Genomic DNA, 13,965 nt, shown 5'->3' on the forward strand with positions numbered 1-13,965 from the left:
AGGCCGAAGTGCTCGCAAACGACATGTACTCGTTCAAACAGGAACTTAGCGACCGGAAAATGCTGTTTGCATATTCCGGTTATCTTTCGGAAAATCTTCTTGAATCGCTCGGCAATTCGGTCAAGCAGCAAATGGAGTTGAAAAACGCCGAAAGCAAAGTGGCCAAACGGGTCTTTTCTGTCTTTGTGGAGCAGGTCCAAAACATCATTCGGTATTCGGATGAGCAGGAATTTCTGTCTGAAACCAAGGCCGACCGTCTTTCCGGCGGTGTTGTTGCCTTCGGCCATGAACATGAGCGGTTCTTTGTGATTTGCGGCAACCCGGTGCCCGGCTCCGAGGCCGAGCAATTGCGGACCCGTCTTGAAGAAATTGCCAGCATGGACGAAGTGACCCTGCGCAAGCATTATCGGACTAAACTGCGCGAAGAACCGGAAGAGCAAAGCGAAGGTGGGTCTATCGGCCTTCTGGAGATCGCACGGCGGGCCACCCAACCGCTGGAATTCGATTTCCATGAAATCGAAGACGATCGCAAATTCTTCGTGCTCAAAGCGTTCATCTAAAGAGAGAACGAGAACAAAATGACAGATACGTCTCTTAAGATCGAAGCAACCTCCCGCTCCCCGGAAGTCCATTTGGATGCCGCAAACGGCACGCTGTCCATGTCCGGCGAAAGCTACCCGGAAGATGCAAGCGCCTTCTTCGGTCCGGTGTTCCAGGCCGTCGCCGAACACGTTGCTGCCTCTGACGGACAAGCTTTGACGGTTGAGATGCGGTTCATCTATTTCAATTCTTCGAGCGCCAAAGCCATCATGAACCTCTTCCAGATGCTGGAAGAAGCTGCTGAAGACGGCAAGACCATCACCATCAACTGGTACTTTGATCCAGAAGACGACATGATGGAGGAGATGGGCGAGGACTTTGCGGAAGACTTCGAACATGCCACATTCAACTTGAAGCCGGAAACCGAGGACGCATGACCGAGACCTCCAGAAAAGCCGAGACCGATTTCACGCTATTCGATAGCGAAGACCGGGTGCTGGAACATGCCAGCACGATAATCGACGGCTTGGAGGAAACGACTGATCTCATCAAAACGCTTACGACAGCCTACAAACGGGCAGTCAAGGACCAGAAGCGGATGGTTCGCCTCTGCGACCGCATGCAAGAAGAACTGATCGCGGTCAAGGAGCGACTCGAGGGGGAAGTCAAAGCCCGCGCCGAACTCGCGGAGCAATTCCGCATGCAGGCGATTACGGACGGCCTCACGCAGGTCTTCAATCGCGGCCACTTTCTCGAACTTTGCAATCACGAACTTAAAGCGCGCAGCCGGACGGAAGCTCCGCTGAGCGTCGCGCTTCTAGACATCGACCACTTCAAGTCCGTCAACGACACCTACGGGCATGCCGCCGGTGACGAAGCGCTGCGGGTTGTCGCGCGCACTCTTGAAAACAGTCTCCGCCAAAGCGATGTCGTGTGCCGATGGGGCGGCGAGGAATTCAGTCTTCTGATGCCGCGGACAAATTCTGAAAATGCTTCTGGTTTGGCAGACCGTCTGCGCAAAACACTCTCTGAGATAGTTATCAAAGAAGGTGGCACGAGCTTTTCTTTGACCGCGAGTTTTGGGGTAGCCACTATGGCGGGCCCCAATCCAGCGTGTAAAGCGACCGGCGCTGATGCCATAGATCTGTTGTTTAAAGATGCAGATGACGCGCTCTACAAAGCCAAAGACGCAGGCCGGAACAAGGTTATTACAGCTGAGGCCCGTGTTTTGCAAACCGCTGAAGCCGTCGATTAGCGGCCCGCACTAGAGTGGCCAATTCCCGTCCGGATATCTCGTTTTCACGCCACAAAAAACTACACCACCGCCACTATCAGTACAGCGTGGGATCCTGGTCCTTATTGGCAAGTTCAGCTGCACGCACCTGCTCGACCCGGCGTTTTAGCTTGCGGACGGCGAGCTTTTGTAAATCGCTCTGTAAAGCAGAAGACGGGCCGAACATCGACACTTCGACCCCAGTCGCAGCATCGATCGCGGTGACCTGCACCTGTTTTCCCATCTGCCTGAACTCGATATAGATTTCGCCCGCCCTCGGACCGCGATTCATCCGGCCTGAATCCCTTGCTGGTTCAAAAGGTCCCTCTCCTGCCTCAATAGACACGAAACGCCGGTCTCATCAAGGTAAACCAACCCCTTTACTACATTACTATTTTACTCGCCGCACCCTGCAAAATATGGCTGTATTGGGTCTTGAAATCACGATGCAATTTTAAACCGGCGCCGCACCTTAGCAAGTCCTCTGTATTCCGCGCAGGCTGCACCTAGACAGATTGGTAGAAACACCCGAACATCACACTGAAACAGGCTTGATTGGATCGGCACAATAATTGCCCAGCGACGGTTGATTCTTTGCCAGGCATCTTAGCCCGGGTTTACTTCGAGAACGAAGGCCGACATCGGCATTTTTGTTTGTGAATGGAAAGGCCGCGATCAGCCGCGGCCAGAGGTAATCAAAGACGCGGCGAAGGCTGCTACTGAGACCGAGTTTAAAAGGTTGGCGGCGAAACGCGGAACGATTGCACACGAAAAGGAAAGCTATGGAACGTTGGGCGGTTGCAAATATTTCGATAGCTGGCGCTTGGCCTGGTTCAGACACCATCATCCCACACATGGGGCGAGATTTTCACATTATCGCCCAGACCGGAGACTTCTTTCCCGCTGTTGCTGTAGAACTAACAACACATAAAGATGAATATGAGGAGGGGTACACCCTTCTGGCTCGTTTCCTGAGCGCCTTAGCGTGGGCACAGGAGAATTCACCATTTTCAATTTTTAGTTTCAGTGGTGGAAGCCGAGGCCCCTCGCCACTATCAGGTTTTTCCCGGAATTCGCAACACTTCACAAGTTACTATGCGGACGGCTCTTTTCCGAGGCGCCAGCTGCGGGATGTCAATCGGGAATGGCGCTTTGTCTTTGCATTGTGGCGCGAAGGGCTTTGGCTATCCAGGTATTCAAATCGGTTCGCATGCTTGACCTTCTACAAGATGATTGAAAATTGCTTTGCTCCCTTCCCAAAAAAAGAAAGCAAAACAGTTGTCATTGAAGCTCGGGACGCCATCATCAAGTCCGCTGTTGAGGAAATTGAGAAAGTTCCCCAATTGGCTCAGATGGCAGGCAAATCGATGAACACAATTAGGGAAGTTGATGCAAACGTGGGGCGATTTTTGAGGAAACACATACGCCATCCAGCAGCGCACGCATCATCAGAATTTGCTGAAAGTGACCCAGACGATTGGGAGCGTGAACGCCACTACTATTATGCATTAGAAGCCGTGAAAGTGATCGCGATGTACCTGGTTCAGAAGGAAAAAGGTGTCCCCGCGCCTCGCGATATGTGGATGTAAGGCTAAGCACTTCAAAGCGGGCAATCTGAAAGAACGTATCCGGTTTTGCAACGTCAGCTTATCGACTACTAACCAAGACTACCTCAATCAACCTCAGAGTTTGCTCGCCTAGCAAGTTGAATAACCGGCCTGTTGGTTCGGCAAGTATTTGTAATCTCATGAATAATTTAGCCTCACCCTACAAACCTCGCCGCACCCAAATCGGCGTAAGTATTTAGATTCATTATATTTTTTCTTCCACCAAACAAAAACGCCGGTCTCATCAAGACCGGCGTTCCAGAACCATTCATGACATGCGTTGTGTTCCTAGAGGCGGGCTTGCTCGCCTGTGCCGCTGAGGTCATCACGGTTGTAAATGTCTTCGCGGAAATGAACCACGCCGTCGGCATTGGCCCAGGCGGTCACATATGTCATGTAAAGCGGGATCGAGCGCTTCAGCTTCACGTCTTCCCGTTCGCCGGTTCGAATGACTGAATCGACCTTAGTGCGGTCCCAATCCGGTGTCGTGGATTGCAGCAGCCAGGTCACCAATTCCCTGACGTTTTGAACGCGCACGCAACCGGACGAGTGGAACCGGTAGTCTTCACCAAACAAGGTCTTGGACGGCGTATCATGGAGATAGACCTGGTGTTTGTTGTGGAAGTTGATCCGCACAGAGCCGAGAGAGTTCTCTTGCCCCGGATCCTGAGTGAAGCGGTACTGTGTCGCCTCATCCGTATTCCAGTCAATCTGCTGCCACGCCACTTCCTGGTTGTCGCGCCAGTTGAAAATCCGGATCTTGTTGCGGGACAGATATTCCGGGTCTTCCTTCATCTTCGGGATCAAGTCCTTGCGGATGATGGAGACCGGAACGGTCCAATACGGGTTGAAGTTCAGCTCATAGATCTTGCTGTTCAGGATTGGCGTTTGACGGTCGATCTTGCCAACCACTGCGGTGTGGCGCGAGCGGACGCGGCCATCTTCAACCGCTTCGATCTCAGCCGCCGGGATGTTCACCATCACATACCGGTCACCGAGGTTGCCGGACATGGACCGGACCCGGACAAGGTTCGTTTCGAGCTGGCGCAAGCGCACATAGGCCGGAATGTTGAGCGCCTCAACGGTGCTCTCGCCCATCACGCCATCCGGGATCAAGCCGTGGCGGAGTTGGAAGCGCCGCAGGGCGGCATCGACGTAAGAGTCGAATGTATCCGAAAGGCCGGCCTGTTGTTCCAGGTCACCAGAAATGATCAGGCGTTGGCGTACTTGGACAACGCGCGGGTCCTTCATACCGATGCGAAGAGCTTTCCCGCCCGTGGACACTGTACCCCATCCACCCATTTGCACGATCGACTGATAGCGTGTGATGGCAGCGCCGATGTAGTCAACCGTCGTTGGCGACAAGGTCGGAGCGTATGACTTCACCTCGGTGATATTGTCCGTTGCGATATCGAAGCTGTCGGCCCATTCAAGGTCCTGCCCCGCAGTCCGGAAAGATTGCTGCGCAGACGCAGCTCCTGTGACCACCACAGGCGCGGCCAGTCCAAGGAGCATCAGCCCGTTTTTCCAAAATTTGGCGTTCAACTTGAAAGAAGACTTTGTCCCGGACGAAGCGGAAAAAAGTGTCATTGCCGACCCCACAGTGCTGTGTACAAGGCGCCATCCGGCGCATTCATCGTCAATCCGGTTCAATGGCCGTTGACCTGCCCGGTCAATCACCGGCTCACGACCATTATGGGTACTGCAGCAAGGTTAACAAATTCAAAGACAGCTCACCCGCCGCGATTCAACGGCCTAAAGGCCATTCCAATGTGTCCAGATGATGTCGAATTCTGACGGCCGCAAGCCGATCACGAATTTGTCAGCCGATTAAGTGCCCCAAATACAAAAGCACCGCCACTTGGGCGGTGCTTTGTCATCTGGATACGCCGTGAATTGATCAGAGGCGGTATAGAATTTGGTCGGTCCAGAACCGCTCGAGACGCCGCAGCGACTTGTTCAGTGTGACAAAGTCTTGCGGGCCGATTTCACCAACCTGCTCAACGGACAGAATATGGCGCTCATAAAGATCATTGACGATCTTTGCCACTTCCTGGCCCTTGTCGGTCAGGCTGACCCGGACGGACCGGCGGTCCATGCGCGAGCGCTGGTGATGAATGTAACCGGTCTCGACCAGTTTCTTCAGATTATAGGACACGTTGGAACCGAGATAGTATCCGCGGGTCCGCAGTTCACCAGCTGTCAGCTCAGCATCGCCAATGTTGAACAGCAACAACGCCTGAACGCTGTTGACATCCGACCGGCCCATGCGGTCGAACTCGTCCTTGATGACGTCCAGCAAACGCCGGTGCAAACGTTCTACAAGTGTAAGAGCCTCGAGGTAGAGCGGCTTGATGGCCACTTCTTCCTCTTCACCCTGTGACACAGCATCGACTGCCCTACTTGCGGTGATCATGTGATTGCGCCTCTTTTTGTACCTGTCATTCGACGGATATTTTCCCGCCTTGATGCACAATCTACACAAGCGACTCTAAAATCCGCTTAAGAGACACACTGAATCAAATATTAACTTCCACAAGCTGTTTTAGGGATCGATTTAATCTTTGATTTACTATGAGCCCCTGAGAAATTTGACAATAGCAGAGAAATCCAAGGATTCCCCGCCCTGGTTGCAGAAGAGCGAATAGAGCGACGCGGCTTCTGCACCCATAGGTGTCGCTGCGCCCGAGGAATGCGCGGCCTCCTGAGCCAATTTTAAATCTTTCAACATCATGCCCGCGGCAAAGCCCGGCTGGTAGTCACGGTTTGCAGGAGATGTGGGCAGCGGTCCAGGCACCGGACAATAAGATGTCAGCGACCAGCACTGACCGGATGCGGTTGAGGAAATGTCGAACAGCTTCTGCGCATCAAGGCCAAGACGTTCCGCCAGAACGAACGCCTCCGAGACGCCAATCATGGAAATGCCCAGGATCATGTTGTTGCAAATCTTGGCCGCCTGCCCGGTTCCTGCGCCACCTGCATGGACAATCGTCTTGCCCATGATATCGAGGTAAGGCTTGGCTGCTTCAAAAGCGCTGTCTTCGCCGCCGACCATGAAAGTCAGTGTCCCAGCAGCGGCACCGGCGACACCACCGGAAACCGGGGCATCGACGATCGGCATGGATTTGCCGGCTGCCGCCGCGCTTACCGCCCGCGCGCTGTCGACATCGATCGTGGAAGAATCAATCAGGAGGGTTCCGGCCTTCGCGTTGTCCAGGATGCCGCCTTCGCCCATGTAGACCTGACGGACATGCTTGCCTGCTGGCAGCATGGACACAATGACATCGGCCTCAGCCGCCAATTGGGCAACATCGGCTGCCGCCTCGCCGCCTTCGGCAACAAGGGCGTCGATGGCTGCTTTCGACATGTCGAAGCCAAGGACCCGATGGCCCGCCTTCGCCAGATTGATGGCCATCGGGCCGCCCATGTTCCCAAGACCGATAAAGCCAACCGTGGTTGCCATTGTTTTCTCCCGTGACGATTCTTTTCGTATTTTCAGATTTATAGGCCAGCTTGTTGATGCTCCGGACCAAGCCCTTAAAAAGTTGAGTCAGTTGGCGCCAGCACAACCTTCTGCATCAAGCCGCGGCCGTTCGGTTTTCGCGGCGCATCAGATAGGTGAGCCCCGCAAAGATCAATATGGTCAAAAGGTAGAAGGCGATCTCATAAGGCCGGCGGCCATAAAGATCTGAAAAGGCCGTGTGCATGACGATCTGGCACAGGCACCGGAAAATCCACATGACCGTTCCCCAGGATACGGTCAGCCAAAGGCCGATCGCCGCCACAAGGTCCAGGACCGCAAAGAAGACAACGGCACCCTGTATGGCAATCGGCATTTCCCAGAACCACATGCCGCGCCATTCAACAATGCCGATAATTCGCGCCCAATAGATCACGCCGCCGCCCATCAATAGCAGTGCCATCGCGCGCAGATACCAGATCAGCACGGTGCTCCAGGGCGGGCGCGAATAGAAGAGGTCCTGAAAGCTCGTGATCATGGCCGGTCCGTTTGTGCGTTAGAGCGGCAAGTCTCCGCCTGCCGGTTCCCGGAAATACGCTGCCAGGTCTTCCTTGTCCACTTGATCAAGGCTTGGAGGGGACCATTTCGGGTCCTGATCCTTGTCGACAAGCACCGCGCGCACGCCTTCGTAGAACTCCGAGCCTTTCAGGATTTCGGAGACAATACGGTATTCGAGTTTCATACATTCGTTGAAACTCAATTCCCCGCCGCGCTGCATTTGTTCAAAGGCAATCAGCACGCTGGTCGGGGATTTCTGCCGGATCGCCTGAGCAGCTTTCAACGCGAATTCGTCGCTGCTCTCGTCCAGTTTCGACAAAATGGCATCAACGCTGCCTTCAGAAAAGCAGTGCTCGATCATATCTGCAGCGGCCATCAAGGGGCCGGGTTCAGCCTCAACCATATACCGGCTGAGCACTGCATCCACGTCGCTGTTCTCCGCCAGCTCCGCTTCTAATGCGGGGAGATCTGCTTCGCTGATGGCATGGGTCAACACACCCGTTGCCAGTGCATCGCCCTGCTTCAGACGGCCAGCGGACAAGGCGCAATAGACACCGGTTTTCTTCGGCATGCGCGGCAGAAAATACGTGCCGCCAACATCCGGGAAGAAACCAATGCCGGTTTCCGGCATGGCGAACATTGTCTTTTCCGTTCCGACGCGATGGCTGCCATGGGCCGATACACCAACGCCGCCGCCCATGACAATGCCATTGATAAGCGCGACATAGGGTTTGGGATATGCCTTGATCTGCGCGTTGAGGAGATACTCTTCCTTGAAGAACTCCGCGAGCCCGTCCATTTCGCCAGCCATCCTCGCATCATAGATGCTGCGGATGTCACCGCCGGCGCAGAACGCTTTTTCCCCAGCCCCGGTGATCACCACATGGGCAACGTCCGGATCCTCCGCCCACTCGGTCAGCTGAGCCGCCAGCGCCGAGCACATAGGATGGGTCAGCGCATTCAGCGCCTTCGGCCGGTTGAGAGTAACAAATCCGGCCTTGCCGCGCTTTTCAAACAGGATGTCGCTCACTGCATGTCCTTAAGAAACTGGAAAAGTGGTCGTGTTTTTTTGCCGTGAGAAGACGGTCAGTCTTTCAGGAGGTGGCGCGAGATGATCAAGCGCATGACCTCATTGGTGCCTTCCAGGATCTGGTGCACGCGAACATCCCGCAAAAACCGTTCGATCGGATAGTCCCTCAGATATCCATAGCCGCCATGCAGTTGCAGCGCGTCATTCACCACCTTGAAACCGGTGTCCGTGGCCAGGCGCTTGGCCATGGCCGCAAACTTCGGCGCATCCGGTGTTTTCGCATCCACCTCGGTTGCCGCCTTATAAAGAAGCAGGCGCGCGGCCTCCAACTCCGTTGCCATATCGGCAAGTCGGAATTGTAGCGCCTGGAAAGCTGTCAGCGGTTTGCCGAACTGCTTGCGCTCCCGCATGTAAGCAATCGCCTGGTCGAGACACTCCTGAGCCGGGCCGATCGAGCAAGCACCAATGTTCAAACGCCCGCCATCAAGCGCGGCCATTGCGATCTTGAAGCCTTGGCCCTCGACACCGATGAGGTTGGATTTCGGAACGCGGCAATCCTGGAAGTTCACCTGCGCAGTCGGTTGGCTCTTCCAGCCCATTTTCACTTCATTCGCACCGAAGCTTAGACCCGGCGTGCCTTTTTCGACGAGCAGGCAGGAAATCCCGCCCGGCCCTTCATCACCTGTCCGGACCATCACCGCATAGAGATCGCTGACACCGCCGCCGGAAATGAAGGCCTTGGAGCCGTTGAGGATATAGTGATCGCCATCATCCTTGGCGGTAGTCCGCAACGCTGCGGCGTCAGAGCCTGATCCCGGCTCGGTCAGGCAGTAGCTGGTCAGGAGTTCCATGGTGCAGAGTTTCGGCAGAAACTTCTGGCGCAGATCTTCATTGCCGAACGTATCGATGATCCAGGCCACCATGTTGTGGATCGACAGATATGCCGCGGTGGACGTGCAGCCCTTCGACAATTCTTCAAAGATAAGCGCAGCGTCCAAACGGGTCAGAGCGGAGCCCCCGACATCGTCCCGGACATAAATTCCGGCGAGCCCGAGTTCGGCCGCCTTGCGCATGACAGGTATCGGAAAATGGCTGTCTTCATCCCACTGCGCGGCATGCGGGGCAAGTTCTTCCCGCGCAAAGCTTGCCGCCATATCGCGAATTGCCCGCCGGTCTTCGTTCAGTTGAAAGTCCACGATATCCTCCCGGGAACCTGCACGGCCGATTCTGGCTGCGCCGGATGTGTTTGATTTCTGAAGCGCATAAAACCATATTTGACGCGAACGTCAAACAATCTCTTTTTCGTATTTAATTTCAGTTGTTTTACAGAATGTTGGACGTCAGAAATCTGCGTGATAATGTGACACAAATGTCCGATGGACATCCAATCTGATTTTCCCACCTAAGTGCAGGCCCGTTTAATGCCGTCTCACCGTTCTCTTCCGCCCATCACCTCCGATCACATGGACTCGCTCCTTGCCGGCACCCGCATGCGCCGCAACCGGCAGACCGACTGGTCCCGCCGCCTGATCCGTGAAAACACGCTGACCGTGGATGATCTGATCTGGCCGGTCTTCGTCGTTGATGGCGAAAACATCCGCCAGCCGGTTCCGTCCATGCCAGGCATCGAACGCCTGTCGGTCGACGAGGCGGTGCGCGACGCCAATCTAGCCGCTGAGCTCGGTATTCCGGCGATCGCACTCTTTCCTTATACGGACCCGGATCTGCGCGACGATACGGGCTCGGAAGCGCTTAATCCGGACAACCTGACATGTCAGGCCTGCCGGGCGATCAAGGGCGAGGGCCTGAACCTTGGCTTGATGACAGACGTAGCGCTCGACCCATACACAAGCCACGGCCATGACGGCCTGATGCATGGCGACAGCATCTTGAATGACGAGACAGTCGATCAACTCTGCCGACAGGCGCTTAATCAAGCCGAAGCCGGGTCCGATGTGATTGCCCCGTCCGACATGATGGACGGCCGGATCGGTGCCATCCGGCAGGCACTCGACACTCAGGATTATCGCAGCACGCAGATCATGGCGTATTCGGCCAAGTATGCATCGGCTTTCTACGGCCCGTTCCGTGATGCTGTCGGCTCGTCCGGCACCTTGAAGGGCGACAAACGCACCTATCAGATGGATCCGGCCAACACGGACGAAGCCTTGCGCGAAGCAGAGCTCGACATTGCCGAAGGCGCCGACATGATCATGGTGAAACCCGGCATGCCGTATCTGGACATTGTCCGCAGGCTGAAAGACGAGTTCCAGGTCCCGACCTACGCCTATCAGGTGTCCGGTGAATTCGCGATGATCAAGGCGGCGAGCGGCAACGGCTGGCTCGACGGCGACCGTGCCATGATGGAGAGCCTTTTGGCCTTCAAACGCGCCGGCGCCGACGGCATTCTCACCTACTTCGCGCCCACCGTTGCAAAAATGCTTGCGGGCCGGGACTGAGATCTCCTAGAGCAAATCGCGTTTAAACGGATACAGGTTTCGCTGCCACTCGGCTATGCCTCGTACGCAAAACCTGAAGCAGCCTGAATTCAATTAAACGCGGCACACTATAACTGCCAAATGCCACCCCGGCCGCCGAGCCGGGGTCCGTTTGGAAAAACTCCTGCCACGGATGGGTGGTCCCGGATCAAGTCCGGGACGGCGCCTCAACACTACAGCAACACGTCTGCCCTCACGCGGTCATCCTCGGGCTTGACCCGAGGATCCATTCTATTCCGTTCCCTTTCCAAACAGCACGGCCTTGTTTGCGGCACCACTTCGGCATGGATTACCTCCCCGATCGTGTCGGGGACAGGCTTTTCAAGCGGGGCAATGACGAAGGTGAATGTGGCAGAGGCCTTGCCATTCTCTTAGGGGTCATCAAAGCAATGCGTTGATTGTTTAGATGTCAAAGACAAGCATTTGCGTTTCCCAATTCCGATCCCCATATCCAGCTCATCACGAATTGGAGAGCTTGTTTCATGTCCGCCGACACATCGTCCCGATCCTCCAGGCAAGACGCATTTGATCCGTTCCTGCAACCGGAGTTGTTTGAGGGCGTGCGCAGCCGCCGGATTATCGCTTTCATTATCGATGCGTTCGTGATCACCCTGCTGACACTCGGGGCGAGCATTCTTGTGTTCATTCTCGGGGTCTTCACCCTGGGTCTCGGCTTCCTGCTTTACGCCATCCTGCCGGTATCCGTCGCACTGATCTATGCCGCATTTACGCTGGGCGGGCCAAGCGCCTCCACGATCGGCATGCGTGCGATGGGTCTTGAGATGCGGCTCTGGTATGGCGCCAAACCCTACCCTCTGCTGGCCGCCGTGCACCTGTTGCTGTTCTGGTTCTCCATCTCTCTGCTCACGCCGTTCGTGCTGCTCGTGTCCCTTTTCTCGGACCGCAAGCGCCTGCTGCATGACCTGATCCTGGGCACTGTGGTGATCAATTCCGCCTATCACCGGGCCTATACCCGCGAGCATTCCGCCGCTGCGTGATTTCTTGCTCAAAGAAAAATGATCTTATTTCAACGCTCTGCATGAAATATGAGCAGTGTTCCGGGTGTGAATTCGAAAGGTGAGCCCTTCCAAAGCCTCAAGCGGCTGGTCTAAACTGCTCCTAGAAATGGGCAGGTTGGATCTAGGCGGGTGAATGCTCTCAGTTGATATCGCGATGGCGTTGACCTTTGTGGTCCTGACCGCCACCGTCGTCTTGTATGCGCTTGAGCGTTATCCGATTGAAACGGTCGCGCTCGGATCCGTTACCAGCTTCATCGTTATATTCTCCCTGATCCCGGTCTTCCGCAGCGACGGGACCCGGGTTGCGACAGGTGATTTTCTGCAAGGCTTTGCAAATCCGGCCCTGATCACCGTCATCTGCCTTCTCATAATCGGTCAGGGCCTGTTTCAGACAGATGCCCTGGAAGGTCCTGCCAAAGCTATTGTCCGATGGACCCGCGGCCGGTCCAAATGGGCCACGGCCCCAATCCTGCTTGCCGTCGCCATACTCAGCGCTTTCTTGAACAACACACCAGTGGTTGTGATGTTCCTGCCGATCCTGACCGCCGTCGCAGTCACGGCGGGGCAATCGGCCTCACGGGTTCTGATGCCGCTGTCCTTCATCGCGATATTGGGCGGTATGACCACACTGATTGGGTCGTCCACCAACCTGCTGGTGGCCAATTACGCGGCGCAGTCCTCGGATCTGAAGCTGACCTTCTTCAGCTTCACCCCAATCGGGGTCATGGTTGCCGGTGCCGGGATCCTCTACGTTTTGTTCGTCATGCCGCACCTGATGCGCAATCGTAAAACCATGGCTGAGGAATTTCAGGCAACGTCCGGCAAGCAGTTCATCGCCCAGATCGAAATCACCTATGAGCACCCGCTCGTCGGCACCGAAGCCGTCTCCGGCATGTTTCCGAGCCTGAAGGACATGACCGTCCGCCTGGTTCAGCGTGGCCAGCAACCGCTTCTTCCGCCCTTTGAAAATGTCATCCTGTCTCCGGGCGATACCGTGATTGTGGCTGCGACCCGCACCGCACTTGCCAATGCCCTGGCGCGGCGCCAGCCGTTGATGGAAACGGATGGCGGTGAAACCAATGTAACCGGCCGTGAGGCCACGCCGAACCAGGATGGGTCCCTCAGCCTTGCGGAAGCCGTCGTTGCCCCCGCTTCGCGCCTGATGGGCCGCACGCTGCCGCAATCCGGTTTTTACACGGAAACCGGCTGTCTGGTGATGGGCATTCAGCGCCGCAGCCGCATGCCCCGCATGGCCATGAATGATATCCGACTGGAAGCCGGTGACGTTCTATTGGTCGCGGGATCCGAAGAAGACATTGCGCGGCTGCGCGGAAATCGCGATGTCCTGCTGCTTGATTGGTCAACGGCAGAAGTTCCCCGCAAACGCTATGCTCCACGCGCGCTAGCGATCTTTGCCTGCGTTGTCGCGCTTGCAGCTTCAGGCCTGGTGCCGATTGTTTCCGCGGCCGTTGCGGGAACCTTCGCCATGATTGCCTCCGGCTGCCTCAACATCCGCCAGGCCATGCGGGCCATCGACAGCCGGATATTCATGCTCGTCGGCGCCTCACTTGCCGGGGCGGTCGCCCTGGAATCAACTGGCGGGGCGTCAGCGGTTGCCATGTCACTTGCCGACATCCTTCACGGCAGCCCGCCTGGCGTCGTCCTGTCCGCCTTGTTCTTCATGGTGATGATCCTGACGAACTTCCTGTCGAACAACGCAGCCGCGGTCCTCTTCACTCCCATTGCTATCAATCTCGCTGATCAGATCGGCCAGCCGCCGGAAGCCTTTATTGTCTGCCTGATCATTGCCGCCAACACGTCCTTTGCGACGCCTGTTGGATATCAAACCAACCTGATCGTGATGGGGCCCGGACATTACCGTTTTGCTGATTTCCTGCGTGCTGGCGTCCCGCTGGCGCTTGTTTTATGGTTGACCTTCTCGCTGATCGCACCATGGTACTATGGGCTGTGAGGGACGAC

At 55.9% G+C, this 13,965-nt stretch carries 14 protein-coding genes; 7 read left to right on the forward strand and 7 right to left on the reverse strand.

All coding sequences use genetic code 11. The features are described 5' to 3' along the window. The first annotated feature begins 8 nt into the window (after positions 1 to 8). The 3 genes from SADFL11_RS08595 to SADFL11_RS08605 are packed head-to-tail and all read left to right on the forward strand — an operon-like array spanning position 9 to position 1,795. Positions 9 to 560: a SiaB family protein kinase gene (locus tag SADFL11_RS08595; RefSeq protein WP_008192128.1), complete on the forward strand. Its 552-nt coding sequence runs from the start codon at positions 9 to 11 to the stop codon at positions 558 to 560. 18 nt (positions 561 to 578) lie between these two features. After that, positions 579 to 977 (forward strand): DUF1987 domain-containing protein, encoded by a 399-nt coding sequence (locus SADFL11_RS08600; RefSeq protein ID WP_008193103.1) that lies wholly within the window; start codon positions 579 to 581, stop codon positions 975 to 977. Beyond that, positions 974 to 1,795 carry a GGDEF domain-containing protein gene (locus SADFL11_RS08605; RefSeq protein ID WP_008194538.1) on the forward strand — a complete coding sequence of 274 codons (822 nt, stop codon included), beginning with the start codon at positions 974 to 976 and terminating at the stop codon, positions 1,793 to 1,795. Before SADFL11_RS08600 ends, SADFL11_RS08605 begins: the two co-directional genes overlap by 4 nt. A gap of 76 nt (positions 1,796 to 1,871) precedes the next feature. On the opposite strand, the gene SADFL11_RS08610 is transcribed toward SADFL11_RS08605, so the two are convergent. Next, positions 1,872 to 2,159 carry a DUF6898 family protein gene (locus SADFL11_RS08610; protein ID WP_209002772.1) on the reverse strand — a complete coding sequence of 96 codons (288 nt, stop codon included), beginning with the start codon at positions 2,157 to 2,159 and terminating at the stop codon, positions 1,872 to 1,874. Positions 2,160 to 2,595: 436 nt separating this feature from the next. Between SADFL11_RS08610 and mauJ the strand changes: the two genes are divergently transcribed. After that, a complete protein-coding gene (gene mauJ / locus SADFL11_RS08615; protein ID WP_040451803.1) occupies positions 2,596 to 3,402 on the forward strand; it encodes a methylamine utilization protein MauJ in 807 nt (268 codons plus the stop codon). Positions 3,403 to 3,708: 306 nt separating this feature from the next. On the opposite strand, the gene SADFL11_RS08620 is transcribed toward mauJ, so the two are convergent. The 6 genes from SADFL11_RS08620 to SADFL11_RS08645 all read right to left on the reverse strand — a co-directional run bounded on the left by SADFL11_RS08620 (position 3,709) and on the right by SADFL11_RS08645 (position 9,664). Then, on the reverse strand, positions 3,709 to 4,935 hold the full coding sequence (locus SADFL11_RS08620) for a L,D-transpeptidase family protein (RefSeq protein ID WP_008193457.1): 1,227 nt from the start codon (positions 4,933 to 4,935) through the stop codon (positions 3,709 to 3,711). A gap of 385 nt (positions 4,936 to 5,320) precedes the next feature. Beyond that, on the reverse strand, positions 5,321 to 5,836 hold the full coding sequence (gene ldtR / locus SADFL11_RS08625) for a transcriptional regulator LdtR (protein ID WP_008190274.1): 516 nt from the start codon (positions 5,834 to 5,836) through the stop codon (positions 5,321 to 5,323). 156 nt (positions 5,837 to 5,992) lie between these two features. Next, on the reverse strand, positions 5,993 to 6,883 hold the full coding sequence (gene mmsB, locus SADFL11_RS08630; protein ID WP_008195547.1) for a 3-hydroxyisobutyrate dehydrogenase: 891 nt from the start codon (positions 6,881 to 6,883) through the stop codon (positions 5,993 to 5,995). A 115-nt stretch (positions 6,884 to 6,998) separates the two neighbouring features. Further along, positions 6,999 to 7,418: a DUF6163 family protein gene (locus SADFL11_RS08635; protein WP_008194069.1), complete on the reverse strand. Its 420-nt coding sequence runs from the start codon at positions 7,416 to 7,418 to the stop codon at positions 6,999 to 7,001. Positions 7,419 to 7,436: 18 nt separating this feature from the next. Continuing rightward, positions 7,437 to 8,468, reverse strand: a complete 1,032-nt coding sequence (locus SADFL11_RS08640) for an enoyl-CoA hydratase/isomerase family protein (RefSeq protein ID WP_008194722.1) — start codon at positions 8,466 to 8,468, stop codon at positions 7,437 to 7,439. A 56-nt stretch (positions 8,469 to 8,524) separates the two neighbouring features. Further along, on the reverse strand, positions 8,525 to 9,664 hold the full coding sequence (locus SADFL11_RS08645) for an isobutyryl-CoA dehydrogenase (protein ID WP_008192462.1): 1,140 nt from the start codon (positions 9,662 to 9,664) through the stop codon (positions 8,525 to 8,527). A 267-nt stretch (positions 9,665 to 9,931) separates the two neighbouring features. Between SADFL11_RS08645 and hemB the strand changes: the two genes are divergently transcribed. The 3 genes from hemB to SADFL11_RS08660 all read left to right on the forward strand — a co-directional run bounded on the left by hemB (position 9,932) and on the right by SADFL11_RS08660 (position 13,957). Beyond that, positions 9,932 to 10,927 carry a porphobilinogen synthase gene (gene hemB / locus SADFL11_RS08650; RefSeq protein ID WP_008197365.1) on the forward strand — a complete coding sequence of 332 codons (996 nt, stop codon included), beginning with the start codon at positions 9,932 to 9,934 and terminating at the stop codon, positions 10,925 to 10,927. Positions 10,928 to 11,448: 521 nt separating this feature from the next. Continuing rightward, entirely contained in the window at positions 11,449 to 11,964 is a 516-nt protein-coding gene (locus SADFL11_RS08655; RefSeq protein WP_008196004.1) for an RDD family protein, read from the forward strand. Positions 11,965 to 12,118: 154 nt separating this feature from the next. Next, positions 12,119 to 13,957 (forward strand): SLC13 family permease, encoded by a 1,839-nt coding sequence (locus SADFL11_RS08660; RefSeq protein ID WP_008194198.1) that lies wholly within the window; start codon positions 12,119 to 12,121, stop codon positions 13,955 to 13,957. The last annotated feature ends 8 nt before the right edge of the window (positions 13,958 to 13,965 follow it).

Source organism: Roseibium alexandrii DFL-11 (assembly GCF_000158095.2).
Taxonomy (GTDB): Bacteria; Pseudomonadota; Alphaproteobacteria; order Rhizobiales; family Stappiaceae; genus Roseibium; species Roseibium alexandrii.